The 20,312-nt window shown below is 55.2% G+C and carries 17 protein-coding genes and 1 pseudogene; 6 read left to right on the top strand and 12 right to left on the bottom strand.

The window, feature by feature from the left end:
* Window positions 1-93: 93 nt before the first annotated feature.
* Together AC1XDK_RS12290 and AC1XDK_RS12285 are read right to left on the bottom strand one after the other, a co-directional pair.
* The gene (locus AC1XDK_RS12290; protein ID WP_483350182.1) at window positions 94-1,551 is read right to left on the bottom strand and encodes a metallopeptidase TldD-related protein; all 1,458 of its coding nucleotides are present in this window, start codon (window positions 1,549-1,551) and stop codon (window positions 94-96) included.
* A 100-nt stretch (window positions 1,552-1,651) separates the two neighbouring features.
* Entirely contained in the window at window positions 1,652-1,894 is a 243-nt protein-coding gene (locus tag AC1XDK_RS12285) for a hypothetical protein (protein ID WP_483350181.1), read from the bottom strand.
* 226 nt (window positions 1,895-2,120) lie between these two features.
* Here AC1XDK_RS12285 and AC1XDK_RS12280 point away from each other — a divergent pair, with 226 nt between their 5' ends.
* Window positions 2,121-3,143, top strand: coding sequence for a threonine ammonia-lyase (locus tag AC1XDK_RS12280; RefSeq protein ID WP_483350180.1), 1,023 nt, complete (start codon window positions 2,121-2,123; stop codon window positions 3,141-3,143).
* Window positions 3,144-3,262: 119 nt separating this feature from the next.
* Here AC1XDK_RS12280 and AC1XDK_RS12275 read toward each other — a convergent pair whose 3' ends face one another.
* Window positions 3,263-4,564 carry an amidohydrolase gene (locus AC1XDK_RS12275; RefSeq protein ID WP_483350179.1) on the bottom strand — a complete coding sequence of 434 codons (1,302 nt, stop codon included), beginning with the start codon at window positions 4,562-4,564 and terminating at the stop codon, window positions 3,263-3,265.
* A gap of 372 nt (window positions 4,565-4,936) precedes the next feature.
* On the opposite strand from AC1XDK_RS12275, the gene AC1XDK_RS12270 reads away from it, so the two are divergent.
* Window positions 4,937-6,952 (top strand): CocE/NonD family hydrolase, encoded by a 2,016-nt coding sequence (locus AC1XDK_RS12270; RefSeq protein WP_483350178.1) that lies wholly within the window; start codon window positions 4,937-4,939, stop codon window positions 6,950-6,952.
* Window positions 6,953-7,182: 230 nt separating this feature from the next.
* Here AC1XDK_RS12270 and AC1XDK_RS12265 read toward each other — a convergent pair whose 3' ends face one another.
* A complete protein-coding gene (locus AC1XDK_RS12265) occupies window positions 7,183-7,713 on the bottom strand; it encodes a PIN domain-containing protein (RefSeq protein ID WP_483350177.1) in 531 nt (176 codons plus the stop codon).
* Entirely contained in the window at window positions 7,713-8,015 is a 303-nt protein-coding gene (locus AC1XDK_RS12260) for a UPF0175 family protein (protein ID WP_483350176.1), read from the bottom strand. Before AC1XDK_RS12260 ends, AC1XDK_RS12265 begins: the two co-directional genes overlap by 1 nt.
* A gap of 438 nt (window positions 8,016-8,453) precedes the next feature.
* Here AC1XDK_RS12260 and AC1XDK_RS12255 point away from each other — a divergent pair, with 438 nt between their 5' ends.
* Window positions 8,454-9,185 carry a DUF4397 domain-containing protein gene (locus AC1XDK_RS12255; RefSeq protein WP_483350175.1) on the top strand — a complete coding sequence of 244 codons (732 nt, stop codon included), beginning with the start codon at window positions 8,454-8,456 and terminating at the stop codon, window positions 9,183-9,185.
* 494 nt (window positions 9,186-9,679) lie between these two features.
* Window positions 9,680-9,955: a hypothetical protein gene (locus AC1XDK_RS12250; RefSeq protein WP_483350174.1), complete on the top strand. Its 276-nt coding sequence runs from the start codon at window positions 9,680-9,682 to the stop codon at window positions 9,953-9,955.
* Window positions 9,956-10,224: 269 nt separating this feature from the next.
* Here the strand turns inward: AC1XDK_RS12250 and AC1XDK_RS12245 are convergent, their stop codons facing one another.
* The 5 genes and pseudogenes from AC1XDK_RS12245 to AC1XDK_RS12225 all read right to left on the bottom strand — a co-directional run bounded on the left by AC1XDK_RS12245 (window position 10,225) and on the right by AC1XDK_RS12225 (window position 16,108).
* Window positions 10,225-10,992 carry a DUF7537 family lipoprotein gene (locus tag AC1XDK_RS12245; protein ID WP_483350255.1) on the bottom strand — a complete coding sequence of 256 codons (768 nt, stop codon included), beginning with the start codon at window positions 10,990-10,992 and terminating at the stop codon, window positions 10,225-10,227.
* Window positions 10,993-11,549: 557 nt separating this feature from the next.
* Window positions 11,550-11,792 (bottom strand): DUF2171 domain-containing protein, encoded by a 243-nt coding sequence (locus tag AC1XDK_RS12240; RefSeq protein WP_483350173.1) that lies wholly within the window; start codon window positions 11,790-11,792, stop codon window positions 11,550-11,552.
* Window positions 11,793-12,169: 377 nt separating this feature from the next.
* Window positions 12,170-12,694 (bottom strand): DUF1697 domain-containing protein, encoded by a 525-nt coding sequence (locus AC1XDK_RS12235; protein WP_483350172.1) that lies wholly within the window; start codon window positions 12,692-12,694, stop codon window positions 12,170-12,172.
* Between the two features lie 373 nt (window positions 12,695-13,067).
* Window positions 13,068-13,755: pseudogene (locus AC1XDK_RS12230) on the bottom strand (methionine synthase); the annotation flags it as partial.
* A 1,117-nt stretch (window positions 13,756-14,872) separates the two neighbouring features.
* On the bottom strand, window positions 14,873-16,108 hold the full coding sequence (locus AC1XDK_RS12225; RefSeq protein WP_483350171.1) for an RNA-guided endonuclease TnpB family protein: 1,236 nt from the start codon (window positions 16,106-16,108) through the stop codon (window positions 14,873-14,875).
* 53 nt (window positions 16,109-16,161) lie between these two features.
* Here AC1XDK_RS12225 and AC1XDK_RS12220 point away from each other — a divergent pair, with 53 nt between their 5' ends.
* Window positions 16,162-16,287 carry a hypothetical protein gene (locus tag AC1XDK_RS12220; RefSeq protein ID WP_281247713.1) on the top strand — a complete coding sequence of 42 codons (126 nt, stop codon included), beginning with the start codon at window positions 16,162-16,164 and terminating at the stop codon, window positions 16,285-16,287.
* A 184-nt stretch (window positions 16,288-16,471) separates the two neighbouring features.
* Here AC1XDK_RS12220 and AC1XDK_RS12215 read toward each other — a convergent pair whose 3' ends face one another.
* Window positions 16,472-16,672: a DUF7576 family protein gene (locus AC1XDK_RS12215; RefSeq protein ID WP_483350254.1), complete on the bottom strand. Its 201-nt coding sequence runs from the start codon at window positions 16,670-16,672 to the stop codon at window positions 16,472-16,474.
* A gap of 166 nt (window positions 16,673-16,838) precedes the next feature.
* A complete protein-coding gene (locus AC1XDK_RS12210) occupies window positions 16,839-18,458 on the bottom strand; it encodes an alpha-amylase family protein (RefSeq protein ID WP_483350170.1) in 1,620 nt (539 codons plus the stop codon).
* Between the two features lie 138 nt (window positions 18,459-18,596).
* On the opposite strand from AC1XDK_RS12210, the gene AC1XDK_RS12205 reads away from it, so the two are divergent.
* Window positions 18,597-20,165 (top strand): right-handed parallel beta-helix repeat-containing protein, encoded by a 1,569-nt coding sequence (locus AC1XDK_RS12205; RefSeq protein WP_483350169.1) that lies wholly within the window; start codon window positions 18,597-18,599, stop codon window positions 20,163-20,165.
* The last annotated feature ends 147 nt before the right edge of the window (window positions 20,166-20,312 follow it).

Genomic DNA, 20,312 nt, shown 5'->3' with positions numbered 1-20,312 from the left:
ATAGTTGAGACCTCGTAGTAGAGAATAGTAAAATCATCGGGAGTCGATCACCGACAGCGAGTTCCGTAATCCCCGTCGATTGCATTCCACGTCTTATTCTTGTGTGCGAAGTTTTGCTCGGAGGCGAACGCCGGGCGCGGTCACCGCGTACGGAATCTGCGATTTGTGTTTCTCGTCGACACCAGTGATAGTTCCTCGGATACAGCCGATAGCAGTCGCATTGGAGAGGGTCAATGGGTCATACACTAACGACAAACCTTCGATGCGGCCGGCACGATCGCCGTTCCGAAGCCGGTAACCCTCCGCGATGGGGAACTGGGCACAACCTCGATCCGGTCGGTCATCGACCTTCCGGTCGATATCCCTTGCGTAGAGGGCACTCGCGGGCATGACGCCCGACCGCTGGACGCGTTCGAACTCGTCACGGAGCCACGGTTCGTCGAATCGCTCGACGAGTATGTCGGCCCCGTCGTGAAGGGCCACCCGGCCAGTATCGCCGGGTGCGACCTCTAGATGGCGGGCATGGATTCGCGGTGGCTGCCCGAACCCGAGACTGTGGATAGCGTTTCCAGCGGGAGACACGTCCGCTTCCGCTCCAGTGGCGGTGTTGTGGAGGTATCTCGTCACCGTTCCGTTCTCGATAAGTTGCACCGGTGTCGTCGGCCGGAGTTCGGCGTCATAACCGCGAGCGGCCCACGAGCCGGCGTGAATGGTATCCTCTATCGAAAGCGACTCGGGACCGAGTTCGTCACCGATGTCGTACGGACTCAAGCCCATCTCAACCATGTCCGCTTCGAGATATCGCGAGATGAACGCGAACAACTGCCCGGCCGCCCGCGGACTGAGAACGACGGTCGCCTCATCGGTCGGTGCGTTGGTCGTCGCCGCTCTCGTCAACGCCCGAGCGTCGGCGACAGCGGACTCGAACACGTCCGGGAGTTCGTCGAGGAACGCTGCGCCTCGCGTAGACCCGGCATGGCGTCGAATCGTCGGCCCGTCTCGGACTGCGAAGGTGAACTCCACGCTCGCGCGGTCCAATGTTGTTCGAACCGTGCTTCCTGTCGTCGTCGACGCAGTTTCCGCAATGTGCGTGTCGGCGTAGTTAACCCACTGTCGTTCGAGATCGATATCTGCCGCCGCCGTGAGACTATCTTCGATGGTCGAACGTTTCGTCTCTAGCGGTACCTTGTCGATTCGGTCCGATGCCCATCCATCGTGGACGGCTCTGTGGGTGGTGAGCTGGTCGAATCGAGCGGGGTCAGCCTGTGCCAGGAACTTGCCGCCGCGAACCGCTCTGTCTGCTACATCGGCTAACGTCTCCTCGTTTAAGTTTGTCGTGTACCGATAGTCGGCAGCGCCATTGGCGAAGACGCGACACCAGACACCCGTCTCGTCGAACTCGAGTTCGTCTCGTGGACCCTCTTCGGTCACGACGATGTCCGTTTTCGTCTGCGAGACGGCACCCGCTTCACCGTACGCGACGTCGTCGTCGTCCTCAAAGCGGGTGAGCAGCCATTCCATCGCCGCTATCGGGTCGCCGCTCGTAGTCATGCGAAAGGATACCAATCAATACGGTATGAAACCACCGAAGGTCGGCCGGGGTTGTCATCGTTCGAACGCGTGAACGCATCGGAGATGAAGTTCGACTCGACTACTGACGATCCTTGCGTTGCTGTGCCTCTGCTTCCGCCTCGTAAGACTCGGCGACAACGGTATCCTGCAGTTTCCGTCGGTACTCCCATCCACCAGCCAACAGGACGAGGAGTCCAACTAACGCGCCACGTAACGGAGCCCCCTCGTACGAGAAGTAGACAAATACGAGGACGGCGAATGCTACGGAGAGTCCGAGACCGACCGTCGCCCATCCGTTCCGTCGCAGTCGAAAATCCGGCATGGTGGTATGTTTCAGGGGCGACAGCATCAACCTTCGGGAGGCCAGCGTCGACTGGTAGGTACTCTTGATACGGCATTCGGTCAACAAATAGTTTGAATAATTGATAAATATACGTTTTCGACGTGTTACGATCGACGCCTACGCCAATTTCTGGAGTAAATCTAAGTGAGACGTGATCGTCCCTGTCGTGGACACTTAACTCACTTGCACCCCTATCGACGAACCGATGCCAGCATACGAACCCGTAGACTCCCCGGACAAGACCACAATTTTCTCGTATCACGATCTGACACCACCTACAACACGGGACATCTATACGGCACGACAAATCGTAAGGCAATATCTCCCGCGAACTCCATTAGTCCGCAGTGAAAGTCTCTCGGCCGAACTTGATGCCAACGTGTTGCTCAAGCGTGAAGATACACTGCCGACACGCTCATTCAAAATTCGAGGATTCTATAATCTCGTCGCAGAGCTTGCACCAGAGTTCCAAGAGATAGGGTTGATCACGGCGAGCATGGGAAATCACGGCCAAGGGATGGCCACGGCCGCACGCGAATTCGATGTTCCGGCAACTATCGTCGTTCCTGAGACACTTGAGAATCAGACGAAGATCAGCAGTATGAAGCGGCTTGGTGCGACCGTCATCAAGCACGGCGAGGATTTCGACGACGCCCGCGAACACGCTGAACACCAGGCAGCCGAGGAGGGATATCGATACGTGCACGGTGGGAATGAGCCCCATCTGATCGCCGGCCGTGCCAGTGCTGGTCTCGAAGTTATGGAGGATTGTCCGGAAGTGGATGTTGTAATCAACCCTGTCGGCGGGGGGAGTAGTGCTTCGGCCTATGCACTGACCATTGGCAAACTCCTCGGCGGTGATGTCATCGGCGTTCAGGCAACCGGGGCTGATGCCGTCTATCAAGCGTGGAGCGAGGGCACAATTGAATTCCAAGAGCAAGCTGATACATTTGCTGAGGGTATCAATATACGGACCCCATTTGCACTCCCGCTTCAGATTATGCAAGACCACCTGACGAAGATGATGCTTGTCGAAGACGACGACATACGCGCTGCTATTCGGAAACTACTTACCGAGGATGCAGTGTTAGCCGAGGGGGCCGCTGCCGTCGGCGTTGCAGCGGCAGTTCAACTGGGCGACGAACTAGCGGGGAAGACCGTTGTTTTGCCAATCACAGGAAGCAACCTCTCGGTGGGAAAACTCCGAGATATACTTGGTAACTCGTAAGCGACCACCGGTCAGATTTGGTATTCAAAGGTATTCGGAATCCAACGTTGGTTCGGTAGTGAAATATTTCACATCCTCTCTCCCCGAAGGGCAGGAGTTTAGTCTCAAAAATCCAATAATTATTCTTCAGAACCACCGAGTGGATCACGATGGGCAACAGTGCAAATAGCGTCGGTTAGCACCTCGACCGCGATCGGTAGTGACGTTTCGTCGATATCAAACGTCGCGGTATGGTGGCCAGTCGGGTGATCAGTGCCGACGATAACGTACGTTGCCAGTCCACCCTGTTTTTGAACTGTATCCATTAGGTAGGTTGCATCCTCGCTCGCTCCGAACCGAATCGAATCGATAACGTGGTCGACATCGTGGTGGTTTCGTGCGCTCTCACCGACGATAGCGGCTAACTCGGGGTCGCTGTCAGCGCGCGGTGCTTGACCATCAACAGTCACGTCGGCCTCGCATTCATGCATGGCCGCGGCGGCATGAACCGTATTCTCGAACTCCGTCTTCGTGTACTCCATTAAGCGAGTAGTCTCACCACGGACCTCAGCTTCTGCCTCGATGTGCTCGGCGATTACGTTCGCCGCGGTCCCTCCCTCCACGCGACCGATATTGACCCGAGTCGTTCCATCGGTATGTCGAGGAATGGCATAGGAGTTCTGAATCGCAGTTCCGAGGGCCTGCATCGCGTTTTGGCCCTCGTTCGGTGCGAGACCTGCATGGGCAGATTTGCCCTGAAACGTGACGATGAGATTGCTAACTGCGAGTGGTTTAACCATTCCCGAAACAATCTCTCCAGTCGGATGACCAAGACCGATGTGGATCGCAAACAGATAATCAACGTCTGAGACATGCTCGCTTTTCGCCATTGGACGGCCCCCGCCCCCTTTCTCCTCTGCTGGCTGGAAGAACACCTTGAACGTGCCAGAGAAGTCACTCGCTCCGATGGCCTCCAGTATACCAAGTCCAATGGTCATATGAGCGTCATGGCCACACGCGTGCATGACGTCATCATGTCGAGAGCGAAATCCTTCGGCCGCCGGACGATGAGTTCCGTCAGTCGACTCTTCACGAAGGAGCCCATCGATATCGACACGCAGAGCAACAGTTGGTCCATCACCATGCTCAAGAATCGCAACTGCACCGGTGCAATCCGAGAGCTGATCGAGAAACTCAGCAGGGGCACCGTCTTCACGGGCCTGTTCTCGCCAACGGTCGATTTCAGTAGCGGAGGGGACGGCCAGTCGCTCAGCGGGGTTCATCGCTTCCCGCCCCAGGTGGAGTCGGTCTACGCCGATGTACTCTATCTCTTCTGCAAGTCGAGAAGTAGTGTAAAACTCACGCCAGGCAGGTTCAGGATATTGATGAAATTCACGTCGAAGATCGGATAAACGGTCATGTATAGGTGTAGTAACCCGCATGAAATCAACCTTGGTTGTACAAATATAAATATTCTCTACAAGGTCCGCTCTTCTCGATGAGACCGAAGAGAAGCGACGGTACGGTATCAGATCAGCTACTGCTAGCGTAGTCAGCAGTATGTGTAGCGAAGGGCTGATGGTCGAAGAAGAACACGTCGAGACAGCAAGAAACACCCGCATCGGTCAAACAATTAAGTTGGTGTGGTGCCAAATATGAGCCATATGGTATCAAGTAGCACAACCAGAGACCTAAGCCACCACCGTTCTCTCGAGACGACCAGTGTCCTGCTGTTTGAGAACGTGTGGATGATTCAAAATTGACTTTGTAATAATGTTCACATTCAGGAAAATAGCTGCCGTTTCAACCCTCTCATGACTTCCCACGACCCACTTGGCGATGTTAGACGTCACACAGCTCTTGAAATCCCTGTCCAGTCGGAAACTGTTGTAGCAACCCGATATGAACCACTCGACAGCGATGGACCCTCACCAGCGCTGTTGATGTATGTTCCGTATCACCAAGACGATCTCATCACATACGGTGCGTATGACCCCCTCTGTCTGTATTTTGCCAAGCACGGCTACGAGGTCATTGTCGCAGACATGCTCGGAACCGGTAGTTCGAGCGGGTTCATCGACGAACCATTCACCCGACGTGAGGGGACTGAACCAGCAGCCATCGTCGAGTGGCTCGCTGAACAGCCTTGGACTACTGGTCGGATTGGTCTCTTCGGGAAATCATACGGTGGTATTACAGCGCTGGATGCTGCGGCTCAGCAACCGGACGCTTTGGACGCAATCGTCCCTATTCATACTCCCTATCAGGGATGGCGGAACGCATATTCCTACGGTGGCCTGTTCGAGTTTCTCACCATTGGGATGGACTGGCTGACACTGATGCAAGCGCTCGAAGCAAAACCAGCGAGTATTCGTGATGCGGATGGTGAGTGGCTTACTCGTTGGCAGAATCGATTAGAACGGTCACGCGATCGAACGCCATGGCTGTTCCAATTCATCGACAATGAGCCCCACGAATCTTACTGGGAGGATAAGACTATTCCCGTCGAGCGTATCGAAACCCCGACACTCGCTGTCGGTGGGTGGCGTGATCCATACACGCAGGATACACTGGAGTACTTCGAGGCCATCGATGCACCAAAGCGGCTTCTTCTCGGTCCATGGCGTCATCAGATGCCTCATCGCGGCCGTGAAAGCTCTATCAACTTCCGTCGACAAGCACTCGAGTGGTTCAACCACTTTTTGCGTGACGAAGAAAACGGAGTGATGGACGAACCGACCATCTCTTACTGGACCGAACTCGACGGTGGCGGATCTTCGGCTGGTCAATGGCGCGGCCGAAAGACTTGGCCGACCGTTTGTGATGAAGACGCAACTGATCGGCCAACCAATGGCGAAACGATTTATCACAAGACAGGTGATTCTGTGTCATTCGCACTCACACCGACAGGACTCGTATCTCCAAATGAATACAAGACCGGTGAAGTTGATGCCGAATACAGATTTGATTCTACTGTCGGACCGTCCTCGATCGATCCCTACGGGGTCTCGTTCGAACCGCCAGCAACGAACGATGACGACGTACGGTCGTTAACGTTCGAGACGGGTCCCCTCGATAGTCCAATCGAACTCACCGGCACCGGCAACGTGACGCTCCGACTCGAAGCCAGCGTACCCGACCCAACTATCGTCGTTCGACTCGTCAATGTGTCACCGGATTCTCGGGGCACACTCGTTTCCCATGGCGCGATTCGAGGTAAATACCGAAAGGGCCTCGACAACCCTGATGAAATGAAACCCGGAACCGAGTACGACATAACCGTTCCGTTCGAGCCGAAGTCGCACGTCTTTGAGGAAGGGCATTCGATTCGCGTTGCCGTCGGCTCATCTTACTTTCCGGTCTCCCTCCCGACCCCACGCCAGGGTTCGTTCATCGTTCGTTCCACACCCGCTAATCCCGCTACTGTGCGGTTCCCTGGCTGCCAAATGAACGGTGTGGATTTTGATGACACGATACAGATGCCTCCACCCGATGAGAGAATTCCGACAAGCGCCGAACATGCGACTAGCAGTTCCTCGTGGACGACTAGTCGTGAGCGAGTCTCTAATCGTGTCCAGACGTTAAAACGCCACGCGTTAGACGTTGATTTCCCACACGGTCGGCTTTCACGGGAAGCGACTTTTGAGGCGTCGGTTACGGCAGACGATCCATCAACCGCAACTGCTCAGAACGAAATGACGCTAGGAATTACGACGAATTTCGGCGAATTCGAGATTACTGCCAGTAACTACATTTCTCACGGTCTCTGCCAGCTTGAGACTATCGTTGAACTCGATGGCGACACAATGTTCGAGCAGACATGGCACTAGTGACAACTCTTTGACAAACGCCCGCGCTCAAGCACGAGGATTCTCCCGAGTTGGGATATTACGGCTCGCGGTTTGCACCACCGCGACCGAGCACGTCTTCCTCGTCGGGAAGCCGGAAATGGACCTTCCCACTGTCTTTCGTGATGCGTTCGAGTTTACGGGTTATTGGGTGATTGCCTTTCGATATGCTGTTGTCTTGTCTGTCTCGCTCGCCAGTTCTTTCGTGGTGGCTACTCAGTTGAAGACGTATCAGCGGCATCCTCAATGAGTGAGTATGCTTTCTCGCGGAGGTTTCCGGTCATGTGGAGCCCGTGCGAATCAACACGGTCGACGAGTTCCCGAGCGTCTTGAGGAGGAAGCCCCTCGTCGACAGCTCGTACGATAACGCCAATGGTTCCGGTGACCGTCGCCCCTAGTCCCCGAGCCGTAGTACGGACGCGACGATCATCGGAAATGACACCGATCGATCTGTCATCGTTAGTGTAGGCAAGGACAGCAGCGATCAGATGGACGTCGCCATTTTCGGTCGGCTCTCCGAGGACATCTTTTGCCTGGTTAATTCGGTCGTGAACGGCAGGATCATCAGTGTGGACCTCATGCTTGTTGACAAACCGGGTGAGATTCGTTTGAGCGGGTTCGGTCGTGACTTCGGCTCCAACGAGTGGGAGGATGACGAGATCGCCAGTAACGTTCGTGAGGAGGTTGAGTTCGCCGATGGTACCGAGAGAAATGAGCGTTGTGGCATCGATGAAGACCTGCATCAGAGCTCACGGGCGGCCATCGCGTCCGCGTCGAGATCATCAGGGGAAAGCTGGGAGGTGAGATTCCGTTCACGGGCGATTTCGAGCCACTCGGCGAGGCTCACTCCAGCGAGGCGCGCTGCCTGATTGACGGAGATTTCTCCTGACTGGTATCGTTCGATGGCGACGCGTTGCCGGAGTGACGTGAGGCCTTCGGAGAGAGCTTTGCGAATAACCGTACTTTTGTCTTCGTCGAGGAGTTCGATAACTGCCTTGAGTTCGTCTTCATCATCCTCAGGGATACGAGCGCTGATCGAAGGCATGTTTACATCTTAATACACTGTATCACATAACGGTTTCTCTTAAAGAGGCTCACCGGTCTTGGATGGCTTGCCCGACAGTTGGGAAACGTGCGTCGTGGCATCCTCGCCCCGCCGTAAACGACGGGACTTCCTACACAGCAGGGACGCCTTGTGCTGAGGTTTCGGAACTATACTCCAGACCCTCCAGCGGGTAGTTTCTACCCATCGGAATCGTAGCGTTCCAAGGCCCTGTCACCGGGGCTCCCGTCTTCCACCGTGTCATTGGCACCCGGTTTCTCGGGGAAACTCACACCATGAAAGTCGAGTAGTTGGGTTCCACTCGAATACGGAATTATGTCGTACATAGCAGGAGAACACCCGAATGACAATGAGCCAACCAAACTGGTCCGGGAAAATCCTTTTTGACTAACTGATTGAACGCCAGTTGGGGGAATCAAAATGAAGCAAACCAGACGACAAGTGCTCAGAGCCATCGGCGTGAGCAGCATACCGATTCTCGGCGGGATTTCGAGCGCACAGGAGATGACCACCAGCCAAAACGGAAACGCGAGTCGCGTCCGGGCCATCCACGCGATTCCGGACGCTCCGGAAGTGGATGTCTACGTGGACGGAAACCGTGTCCTGCAGAACGTCGCGTTCAAGGACGTGAGCAACTACCTCGAACTCGAACCTGGACAATACACCGTTCAGGTCGCGCCAGCAGGCCAGGGGCGGGGGAGTGCGGTCATCGACCAGCAGGTCACTCTCGACGCGAGCACCGATTACACAATCGCCGCGGGGGGAACACTCGACAATCCCGAGGCGTTCGTGTTCATCGACGAGAATCAGATACCGTCCGGAAATCAAGCCCGACTTCGAGCAGTCCATCTCTCATCGGATGCGCCAGCGGTCGATATCGCCGCTGACGGCAACGTCCTTGTCGAAGGACTCGAGTTCGGCAACGCCAGCGAGTACGTCGAAGTTCCCGCGGGGTCGTACACCATCGAAGTCCGACCCGCGGGATCGAACGAGGCCGTCGCCACATTCGATGTGAACCTCGAAGGCGGCACGGTGGTTTCAGCGTTTGCCGTCGGGCTTCTGCAGACGAACGACAAGGCTCAAGCCTTCGACCTCGTGCCGGCGATAGACGCCCCAAGCGAGATGATGACGACCACAACGACGACGATGTAACGACGGCAACACCACGCGAAACAACACCACATTTGTTTTCTGTCAGTTATCGGTGAAGGGTATCACTAACGGTCCAGCAGTTGTTCGGGACTTCGGTTGTTCACACGTTCCCAAACAGTGTCCTTGATTCACTCCGCTGATAATTCTTGGCCGACCGGACTCGTTCGTGTGGGCTACCTTTCTTCAAGGAGAGAATCCCACCGTTTACGGCGGGGAGGATGTCACTCGGTCTCTTCGACGGTCCCACAGTTCCGACAGCGCTTCATTCCACCGTGTACGTCTCCGTAGTCGTGTCTGATACCCGTGATGCACAGCATGTCCTGGAGTACTCCCATACCAGGCAGGTATCGCGGCCACCGGATAACAGTTTCCCGACGACAGCAGGTGACGAGACGGCGCAGATTTGCACATAGCGGGGGCGATGTATCTCCACTATTGATGACGACTGCTATCACTATCGAAGTGGTTTCACTTTCACTCCGTGGCGACGGAATATGATCGAACCAGCCTATTCTTACAACCAACGAACGATGCCACGATTAGAGAATCTACATCCGGACACGGTAATGGATCGCTCGGCGACTCGGGTATTTATTGTTTTAGCAGGAATCGTACTCGCGCAAATGACGCTCCAAATTGCACTCTCAACTGGTTTGGCTCGCTGGCCGGCGATGGGTGCAGGAGCCATAGTTGCGTTCATTACTGGGGTATGTCTGGTCGAGTATGAGATGAGTGCGACGCTTGACGAGCAGATTCCGTTCCGCAGTTAAAGAACGATTGGGCACCACACGAATGTTGACGGTGTGATCAGATGGCTGAATCCCTTAATTGCGCATTGATATAAGCTACTTATTCCAGCAACGCACAGATTTGTAATCCTACTGTTATTTTAATTATATCAGTAATATCTAGTAAACAGTCATTTCGCCGAATTGATATTCGGCTTTGTTGAAATCCTCGGAGCATGATAGGAACTGCGTGCTAAATAGAGAGGACGGATTAATCAACCGGGCGACCCAGTCGGTATCGAGCCGAGTAGTTACGACCCCACCGTCGCGTTCACCGCCCAGTCCGGTTTCTCGACGTTGGTGCTCCCTACGTCGGACAGGGTGTACGTCTCCGTAATCTTCCGGGTGTGATAGTCGGCCCAGACGAATTCGTACTCATAGTGGCGGATGACGCCGTCTTCGTCAAGCAGGAGTGTCGCTGAGAACTCCTCGTACCACGAACTCGCGTTCTCGCCCCCCGCCCATGAATCGGCCAGCGCGTCGACGCCGGTGGCCTCGTAACGCATCACCGGAACGCCCTGGAACGTCTCGACGCCTTCGCGCTCGTAGGTGGCGTCAATCGCAGCAAACGCGAGCTGGCTTCCGCTGTCGTTGTTGAACCATCCGCGCCAGAGATACCGCTCGCCCGACTCGTTGAACACAGGGGCGCGGGTAGGATTCACTGCCGACTCGTTCTCCGTCCGGGACAGGGTGTACTCTGTACTTCCGTTCGAGTAGATGGAACGGTTCCCCGAAAAGTAGCCGGTGGTGTGTCCGAGGTACTGTGAGTCGCCGGGCTCGACGAGAAACCGGCCCGTGTCGTTCATGTACGTGAAGTTCTTCTCTGAAGGGTGGAAAACGCGATCCTTCCGAGTTTTCTCGGTTGAGAGCGTGAAACTCGTGTTCGCCAGCACATTCGCGTGGGTGTCGAACACCGACTGGTCGATGGCCGACGCGTTCGGGAAATCGGCAGGGGACGCGTCGGGCGACGGCCCGTTCCCGCCTGTGCTTTGAAGTCCAGTACATCCCGCGAAAGTCAGGAGGGCGACAACGGCGATCGCTGAAAGCGGAGACGTACGAATAGGGGACTATTCAAATAATCCATATTTAATTCTTATGGGTAATTTCGCCTCTCAGATACAGGGCGATGCCACCCTAAATCGGTGTTGTAACTCTCAAGAGAATCAGTCCCGAACCGATTGCAAGATACACGCTTTCTATTCACCATAGCTTCGACAAGCCATCACCAACCAAGGATTTCAACAAAGCTAGATATTCAAATCCAGGGCACTGTCTAGTTAAGCGATTTTGTTGTAGAGTGGCGTTTCAACGTCTCTACCGAGAGTGGCTAACGAATCTCGTTGTCTCATCATGACTAGGTTTTCGGTGAAGCAATCGAATTCAGTCTTCTCATGATGCAGCCGATCTCACTTTCAAGAATCAGTCACTTACGGGTAGTGTATAAAACGCCGTCAATCGTACCGTTGTCGCTTGATTTTCCTTATCTAGACAGTGCCAAATCCAGTATCGCACCTCGGATCAACACCGATTCAAAAATCGCACGACTCTGAGAAAGAGAATCGGATACACCCCTCGATCAGAACGATCGGAGGTGGATGTTGTTGTCGTCTTTGCTCTCGACGTTGTCGTATTGGAGCGTGTGAGTCTCATCGGAGTCATCCCATCCGAGAGCGGATTTGATTTTGTCCGTGAGACTGGAACTGTCGTCCTGACGAACGTGGGCCGTCCCGTTTTCGACCCGGTCGACCGTTCCGACTTGTGTTCCATCTGCGCTTGTAACGGTTTTACCTCGGTCGTCGTCCGTGAATTTTTGAACCATTGCTTTTGGATAGATTGGACCGATGGAAGAAACTAAATTGGCTGTGTATGCAAGCTATTATGTACCGTTCGATCTGTTGTGGAGACCAGGAGAACGTTAGTCTCGACCGTGGACCTGTTCTCACCGTCTGATGATGGGCTCTCCCGATTGGATGACTCGTGACTTGAGTGACCTCCTCTCCGCCCTACACGGTTCGTGCGTTGAACAGGAGGTCTCACTTCCCTGAAATTCCAGATAATCGTGTCGAGGCGGTTACGCCGGTTGGAGACCCAGACATTCGTACACAGTTACGGTTCATTCTCGCGTTGACTACACAACAATCGGACGTGCTGGGAGACGCATTTGGTTCGATACTTTGACCAGCAGTGCCGCGATCCTTAGAGGTCCACGATTGCCGTTACCACGTTCCAGTTTCGACGTGTCGCTGCCATTCCCAACTTCTTGCCCACGTCGGTGAAACGACCAGTTCCAAGTTTCTCCTTATCCAGCTTGCTGTAGACGTCACGGCCGCGGATTTCGAATGATTCCGCTTCGCTCTGGCTATCCAGCAGCTTCTCACGTTGTTCGGCTGTCGGTACCTCGTTCAGAAATGTGAGATACCGTTTAATCGAATCGTTACTGGGCTCACCAAACGGTTGGTCGTCAACGGCGTCAGCGAGTTCGGTACGTGTCCGTACCATGACGGTGATGTCGTAGTCGAACGTATCGGCGATGGCGTCCGTGACAGCCGAACGAATCGTCTCTTCGTCACTATCCGTCTCGAATACGACGTTTCCACTCTGAATGTACGTCTGAACGCTTTCGTAACCGAGCGACTCGAACAGTACCCGCAGATCATCCATCTTCATGCGGTTATGAGCGCCGACGTTAATGCCGCGAAGGAATGCTATGTACCTCGTCATAAGATACCTCTTTTGAAAGATTGTATGCTTAGGCTGTATTTGAATTTTTTCAGTCTTTTAGCCAAAATCGTTTACTCACTCCGTATTCTCACTCTCACATGAGTGCCGGTGACTCGGCTTTGACCGATACAACGGTCGATATCATATCGTAGGACACCGAGTCCACGTGCACTCTCGAGAAAGAGAAGTGGCGGACTGATAACTCTCCACGCCTCTTTCAGCCTTTCATTGCCAATAGGATGATTCGGACACCCCTGGTGGGAGAGGAAAGTGTTCTCGAAGCCTCGTAATAACGAATCGCGTTTCGGAGGGACAGATGACGAAACGTAGTCGATGGGCTAACCCCCGACGTGAACAAGGCATCGTGTGGATGTCAGTAGATGCGCTCGGTTGCGAGTTCGGCACCTTCGACGAGGGCTTCCAACTTCACCCACGCGATTTCGGGAGAAACCATCCCGAGTCCGGCTTGCGTGCCGAAGCCGCAGTCCGGTGCGGCGATTAGCGGCGTCGAGTCATCGACTGCGTCCGCCACCCGCTCTAAGCGGTCCGCAATAGTTTCGGGGTGATCGACGGTGTTCGTTTTCACGTCCACGACGCCTGGAATCAGCGTCCAGCCATCAGGAACCAAGTGCTCGGCAAATGCACGGTACTCGTGTTGATGACGGGGGGGCCTGTTCGACGCTGAGTCCGGTGATGTCCGCCTCGTAGATTTCCGGTAGCAGTTCAACTAAATCCGTATCGAGGTGGTGGGGGCCTTCGTAGCTTCCCCAGCAGGTGTACAGTCGAACCTGCTCTTCTGGAACGTTCGACAGCGCCTCGTTGAGCGCCTCGACGTGGAGGCGCGTGGCTCCCTTGATGTCCTCGAGGGACTCGTCCGCGTACGCCGCTGTCTGGCCGACGGTGAGGAGTTCGGGAGCGTCGATCTGGAGATTCATTCCGGTTTCGGCGACGAGTTCGTACTCCTCTGCCATCGCATCCGCGACGGCAAAGAGAAACTCCTCGTAGGAATCGTAATACTCGTTGACATGCGTAGCGGTGACGACGCTGGGCGATGCTGAGGTCGTGACATCCTCCCGCGCCTGAAGATGCGGGCCTCCCACACTCACCAATGAGCGGTTCGTTGGGATGGTTACGGTTCGCACCCCGACGAGGTGCTGGCTGTGCCAACCAGCCGGTACTCCTATCGCGTCCAGAGAACGGACGGGACTCGGAGGTACCTGGTTGTTTTGTGTCGGTCCGCCGTCCGTGGGCTTACTTTTTGATGCGGCAAACACCCAGTCAACTGCCAGTTGTCGGACTGTCAGAATCCGATGGGATACCATCGAATCGGCACCAAGAGATACGCACGGAGAGCATCTAAGACTATGCCGTACAGTGAAAGTAACCAAAGACGGCGATACATCCACGCCCTCAAAAGCGTGGTATGCTCGCCTGCAATCCTATAAATATCAACATGACATCTTCAATGCCATATAAAATAATCAATCACCCGGTCAGAAGATATATGTGTGGTCTGGTCGTGAGCCTGGGTGACAATGGAAATCCTCCATCGACTACGTAGTGCTTTCAGTCCGGAAAAGGACTCTCAACGAACGGAAACGCAAGTGCGAGCGGTCGGTGATATTTTCGAGTGTGAAGAGTGCGGAACGACGTTCATTTCGAATCCGACCCAGTGTTCGAACTGCAATCATACCAAATTTCGAAACCACGGAAGCTGTTAATCTTCAATTGTCCTCCGATACCTCATCCATCAGGAGGACTCGATTAGCTGAATTACAGGCGCTAAGCCCCCTTCTTCAGGGAGCGCCGAAGGCGCGAGTAGGGAGGGGATACAGCGTCCACAAGAGCTTCGCTCTTGTGTGCGAACGAATCGCTTTGCGATTCGTCAACGTCCTCAGAATCGCAAGGCGATTTTGACGTGCGAACGAGAGGGGAGCTCTCGTTAGCGCCTGTGGAGACTGCGCTCCCTACGGGAACTGCTGTGGTTCCTGCACAGCGCGTCGTGGAAGCAGGAAACCCCGTCCTCAACGCGCGAAGCCCCTAGGGCGGGGTAGTTCACGACTTATCGGAGACAGGTCACCGCAAACGGTTACTGCTACCGATGAAACCCGTGACATCCTCCCCGTCGTAAACGACGGGGCTTCCCATAACAATGGGATTCCGGCAATGCCGTCGGTTTCAGTCCGAATACGCCGAAAGCGTCATCTGTCCGGTTCTCGGACTCGTCTCTCGGTTGACTGTGGCGGTGTCACGACCGCTCCCATCCTGTGGCGTGTCATTGCGTTCCGGTTTCCAAGGAACGCTCTCACCCCACGGGTCTACGCGACCGGCGATGTTCGCCGCCGCGTTAATGTCTGCTTGGAATGTCAATACGTGGCAGTCGTCGTTTGTACAGCGGAACTCCGCTTGCGAACCCCGCCGACCGATGTGGCCGCAGGCGTGGCACATCTTCGAGGTGTACGCTGGATTCACGAACCGAACGTGGATTCCTAACTCGGTTGCTTTGTCCTCAATGCGGCCCTGCAACCGTGCAAACGCCCACGCGTGCAACCGCCGGTTCATGTACTTGCCGTAATCCAACCGTTCACGGATGAACGACAAGTCTTCGAGAACAATCACCGGGTTCTCGAAGGAGCGAGCGTACTCGACGGCGTTCCGAGACGCCTTTTCAACGATGTCTGTAAGAGCGTTCTGGTAGTGGTCGAAGCGTTCATCAATCCGCCACTCGGACGCGTCTCGCTGTTGGAGTCGTTTCAACGTCGTGTACATCTCTTTGCGGAGGTATCGGGCACGACTGCCATTTTCGAGCATCGGCTTCGTCGGTGTGTTGCGTTTTAGGGCACAGCCCGTAATCAACGCGGATTCTCCGATGTCAAAACCGATGCGCGTCTCGTCACCATCGTGTTCGGGTTCGTCTACCTCATATTCGACGGCGATGTGAAACACCCAACTACTCCGATTCTGTTGGAGTTGTATCTGGCCTGTTTTGGCGTCACCTTCGAGAAGGTCATTCCAAAGAGGTTCTTGCTCCGGGTTCAACCGAAGCGGTATCCAGAAGTTCGTTCCGTAGCCGGGAAGCGGGACGTTCCAACAAATCTCGTAGTGGCGAGATTCGTCACGGTCGAATTTCGCGGCTTGATTCGTAAGTCGAATCGGATGCTCGTCGTCAATCTCACGAGCGTTGTACGTCTTCCGCAGTTTCGGGACGTAGCTACACAGCGCGGCTTTCGCCTGATACGGGAGGTCGTAGGGCGTCACAACGTCACTGACACCACCCATCGTATCGGCTCCCGAATCGAACGCTTCGTCCAACGCTTCGCGGTAGGTGGAGAGAAGGCGACGAAGACGCACCGTTTTCCCCTGCGTTGGCGGGGCAAGTGTGGCTTCGAGTGTCTTCGTCATCGTCTCTACCATACCACACTATACACACTATGAACACTTATGTGTTCCGATGATGTAGGGGATGTATGGAGCGAAGAAACGTCACAATCCGGGAAGAACAGGACGAATGGATACGGGAGAACCACATCAACCTCTCAAGTCTCGTTCGTGAATGTATCGACAACCGAATGGAATCCGGCTTAGCCGATTGACGGCGGCAAGTCAATTGAACGTACGCGATTCACGCCCGCCGTAAACGGCGGGATTCTCTCGCTGATTAAACGATAGAGCAACTCGGTTCCTCGAACTCAGCAGAGCCTACCTCGACCGCCCCCGCTTGCAGTAGAGAGTGAAGAACGACGGACTACGAGGCGTTGATGACACCGACGGTTCAGTTCAATACGCGATACTGTCGGAGTTATAGTCGGTTTCACGTTTCCACTGATTCCGACATTCACCCGAACAGAAGTGATACATGACCGTGACGTCCTCATCAATCTCGTTCACTTCCTCTCGGGTGAGTATAGGATGCGATTCAGTGATGTCTAGCGTGGCTGCACAGTGAACACAGCTCACGTATTGCCTATCGGCCTCCATACCCTTTATCGACTTTCGCGTTTCGCTCACGATATCTTATTACAGAGGATTATCATAATGGTTTTGGCTCCTGACTTCAAGACCGTATCTATCAGATTGCAACGAATAAGAAACGAAAACAGCAATAGTTGCAGAATGTGAGAGCACGTTCGGTGGAAAAACTCGGTTACGGCAGAAACCAGCAGAAACCATACGGAGAGAGTGAAACGTACACGGAATCAGCGTCGGGCTCAAACCGAGCGTCGCCGAAAACGAGCATCGGGTCGGCATTTAACGGAAGCTTCGTCGTGGCCGTCTCGGCGCTCAGATTATGGACAGTAACGATAGTCTCGCCGGCAAGCGAACTCGCGTGAGCGAACACGGCTGGATGATCCACGTCGAGGACGGTTCCATCGCCTCGGAGAAGCCCCGAGAACTCGTCGTGAGTTCGAACGAGATGGCTGATCCAGTTGAGTAAGGAGTCGGGGTCCGCCCGTTGGTCGGCGACGTTTACTTCCGTTGGAGCGAAGGTATCATCCGAAACGATCGGACGGATGAGGTCATCAGAATCAGCGGTCGAAAAACCGGCGTTTGGCTCGTCGGTCCATTGCATCGGCGTTCGGACGGCGAAACGACCCGGTTGATTCAGGTCCTCACCCATCCCTAACTCGTCTCCATAGACGATGATTGGAGTGCCCGGTAGTGAGAACAAGAGGCTATAAGCGAGTTTAATGCGCTCGCGGTCGCCGTCGAGAATCGGTGCCAGTCGGCGACGAATACCGCGGTCATAAATCCGCATCGTTTCGTCGGGGGCGAACGCCTCGTACACCTCTGCCTGCTCTGCCTCGGTGAGCGCGCCGATGTTGAGTTCGTCCAAATTCCGCAGGAAGTTCGCCCAGCCAGCGTTCTCGGGTGGGTCGGGGAGTTCCTCGAGTACTGACGCAAGCGGTTCGGATTCACCGCGTGCTAATGCGAGAATCATGTGCGCATTGAGTTGGAAATTCAACAAGAGGTGCATTTCGTCGCTGTTACCGAAGTACTCGCCCAATTCAGCGGGGGGTCGGTCGGCCTCTGCAAGGAGTACGGCGTCACTGCGACGCTGAGAGACGAACTCGTGCATTTCACGCAGGAACCCATGAGGGTCGTCCAGCGGTTCCTCTACAAGCCCTTTCGCCTGTGTGAGTAATCCAGCAGCGTCGATGCGGAAACCAGCGACGCCCAACTCTAGCCAAAATCCGAGTATCTTCTTCACTTCCTCGCGGACCTCGGGGTTGGCAACGTTCAAATCCGGTTGGAAGTGATAAAATCGATGATAATAGTACGCGTCGGCCTCGCTGTCGTACGACCACACGTGATCTTCCTCACCGGGGAAAATCGGACCACGATCGGGGCGTATCTCTGGCTCTTCGTCTGCCCAGAGGTAGAAGTCTCTATACTTCGAATCAGGGTCGCTGCGAGCGGCTTGGAACCACGGATGCCGATCCGACGTGTGATTGATGACGAGATCGATAACGACTCGGATACCTCGAGCATCAGCGGCGCGTACGAATTCCACGAAGTCACCAAGGGTGCCGAGCTGCGAATCCACTCCGTAGTAATCCATTACGTCGTACCCATTATCCCGTCCCGGTGACGGATAGAACGGTAACAACCAGATGCAGTCGATTCCGATTCTGGAAAAGTAGTCCAGACGTTCAGTAAGTCCTTGAAAATCACCCACACCGTTTTCGTCCGTATCCTGGAATACTTTTAAGTCGAGCGAGTAGATAGTCGCATCCTGATACCACGTATTCTCAATATCTTGCATATTAGCAACTAAGGATGCAATGTAGGAAAATCATCCGGCTCGAACAGCGTATTAGTGAGAAAACAGATGCATATTAGTCGATAGCCTCGTCTGAAACTGGCCGGAACGATTTCGCCGGTCCACCCGAAACAGGGGCCCATGAGCGACCAATCAGACGACGCTGTGGCGGAAATTCCCTCCTCCACCGGATGGCACGATGTGACGACGTACGGCGCGACGGGCGACGGAACGACCCCAGATGCCACTGCAATTCAGGATGCCCTAGAGGCGGCAGCGGACGGTGGCGGAACCGTCTACCTGCCGCCCGGAACGTACCGCGTCGAGTCACCGGTGACGCTTCGCTCCGGCGTTCGGTTCCGGGGTGAGGGCATGGGTGCGACGACGCTGGTGGCGGACGGCGACGACTACGCGGCACTCGAAGGGTTCGGAACGAGAGATGACCCGCTAACTGACCTCTCGGTCGAAGCGATGAGTATCGACTGCTCGGCGCTCAGCGACGGAGAAACGTACTCCACCGGCGAGAAGTGCATCTACCTCCAGAACGTGCGGCGGTGTCGAATCGTCTCTGTCTACGCCTACGGCGCGCCCGCCACCGGTATCGGGACGGATTTTATGATCGATAGCTTCGTCCACGGCTGTATCGCCGAGCGCAACGGACGGCTCTGGTCGCCCGGTGACATTGGAGCGAACGGCATCGGCATCGGGGCGGGTCGGGTTTCGGCAGAAACTGTCGTCGTCTCCGACTGCCACGCCGTGGACAACGGGAACAACGGCGTGATGTTCGAAGCACAGGGCCCAGACGAGAAGAACGTGCACGCGGGGTTCATGACGACGCTCGGGTGTACCGCGCGCGGAAACCGTATCGGCTTCAGAGACTCGGCCGACAGGTGCGTGAAGTTTGTCAGCTGTTCGGCGACCGAAAACGACGAGCACGGGTTTGTCGTCAGCGACAAGAACGACACTTCGCCTCCGGCGACCGAACACCGAATCGCCGACTGCCACGCAGTCGATAACGGAATTCACGGTGTCGCGGTATTAGACGGTGCAGGCTCCGTACTCGACGTGACGGACTGCCAGCTATCGGGGAATGTGGGATGTGGCGTGTTCGTCGCGCCAACCGTGACTGGGACGGTCTCCGTCTCAAGCGCCACCGTTTTCGAAAACGGACGGTCGGGAGTTCGGTTCGAAAACGGGGGCAACCACCACGATGTTTCTCATTGCTCCGTCTTCCGAAACGGTGTTCGCGGGGACGACAATGATTCGGACGACGCCGCGGGAATCCGACTCGTTGCCGCGGCGAACCGGTACCGATATACGACGCTCTCGAACAACGACGTCTACGACGACCGGGACGAACCCACGCAATGTCTCGGTATCGACATCGAGGGTGACCACGAGGGGACCAAGGTGGTCGGGAACACCCTCCGTGGAACCGAGGCGCTTCGATTCACGACCCCTCCGGCGCTCGTCCGTGACAACATCGGGTACGCGACCGAAAACGGCGGTCGAGCGACCGTCGCAGATGGCGAGGCGATTGCGCATGGACTCGCGGAGTCACCGATGAGTGTCGTCCTCCAAACCGAATCTGCCAACCGCGCGTTTCCGACCGAAATCGACGACGAGACGGTCACTACCTCCGTGGTTGGTATCAATGGCGAGCCAGTCGATTCGCCGGAACCCGTTCACTGGCAGGCGCGAGTTCGGTAAGACCAGCGACGATCAGTGTAGTTCACACTTCCAATCGTCCAACTGTATCCTATTCTAACTATTTGACGGGGAGTGCCGAGGACGCTATTCGATTCGGAAAACCAGCGCGGTAGTACTGGCAGTACGAGGACTGAGTACTCCAGAATG

The organism is Haladaptatus sp. HS23 (assembly GCF_056892285.1).
Note: the sequence above shows the minus strand (reverse complement) of the source record. Positions and strands in the feature narration are given on the sequence as shown.

Excerpts from the sequence above, each read along its gene's own strand:
- AC1XDK_RS12215 (WP_483350254.1), bottom strand. The coding sequence starts at position 16,672 with ATGGAGGCCGATAGGCAATACGTGAGCTGTGTTCACTGTGCAGCCACG.
- AC1XDK_RS12205 (WP_483350169.1), top strand. The coding sequence starts at position 18,597 with ATGAGCGACCAATCAGACGACGCTGTGGCGGAAATTCCCTCCTCCACC.
- AC1XDK_RS12250 (WP_483350174.1), top strand. The coding sequence starts at position 9,680 with ATGATCGAACCAGCCTATTCTTACAACCAACGAACGATGCCACGATTA.
- AC1XDK_RS12225 (WP_483350171.1), bottom strand. The coding sequence starts at position 16,108 with ATGGTAGAGACGATGACGAAGACACTCGAAGCCACACTTGCCCCGCCA.
- AC1XDK_RS12275 (WP_483350179.1), bottom strand. The coding sequence starts at position 4,564 with ATGCGGGTTACTACACCTATACATGACCGTTTATCCGATCTTCGACGT.
- AC1XDK_RS12260 (WP_483350176.1), bottom strand. The coding sequence starts at position 8,015 with ATGCCTTCGATCAGCGCTCGTATCCCTGAGGATGATGAAGACGAACTC.
- AC1XDK_RS12265 (WP_483350177.1), bottom strand. The coding sequence starts at position 7,713 with ATGCAGGTCTTCATCGATGCCACAACGCTCATTTCTCTCGGTACCATC.
- AC1XDK_RS12255 (WP_483350175.1), top strand. The coding sequence starts at position 8,454 with ATGAAGCAAACCAGACGACAAGTGCTCAGAGCCATCGGCGTGAGCAGC.
- AC1XDK_RS12290 (WP_483350182.1), bottom strand. The coding sequence starts at position 1,551 with ATGACTACGAGCGGCGACCCGATAGCGGCGATGGAATGGCTGCTCACC.
- AC1XDK_RS12235 (WP_483350172.1), bottom strand. The coding sequence starts at position 12,694 with ATGACGAGGTACATAGCATTCCTTCGCGGCATTAACGTCGGCGCTCAT.
- AC1XDK_RS12210 (WP_483350170.1), bottom strand. The coding sequence starts at position 18,458 with ATGCAAGATATTGAGAATACGTGGTATCAGGATGCGACTATCTACTCG.
- AC1XDK_RS12270 (WP_483350178.1), top strand. The coding sequence starts at position 4,937 with ATGACTTCCCACGACCCACTTGGCGATGTTAGACGTCACACAGCTCTT.
- AC1XDK_RS12285 (WP_483350181.1), bottom strand. The coding sequence starts at position 1,894 with ATGCCGGATTTTCGACTGCGACGGAACGGATGGGCGACGGTCGGTCTC.
- AC1XDK_RS12280 (WP_483350180.1), top strand. The coding sequence starts at position 2,121 with ATGCCAGCATACGAACCCGTAGACTCCCCGGACAAGACCACAATTTTC.
- AC1XDK_RS12240 (WP_483350173.1), bottom strand. The coding sequence starts at position 11,792 with ATGGTTCAAAAATTCACGGACGACGACCGAGGTAAAACCGTTACAAGC.
- AC1XDK_RS12220 (WP_281247713.1), top strand. The coding sequence starts at position 16,162 with ATGGAGCGAAGAAACGTCACAATCCGGGAAGAACAGGACGAATGGATA.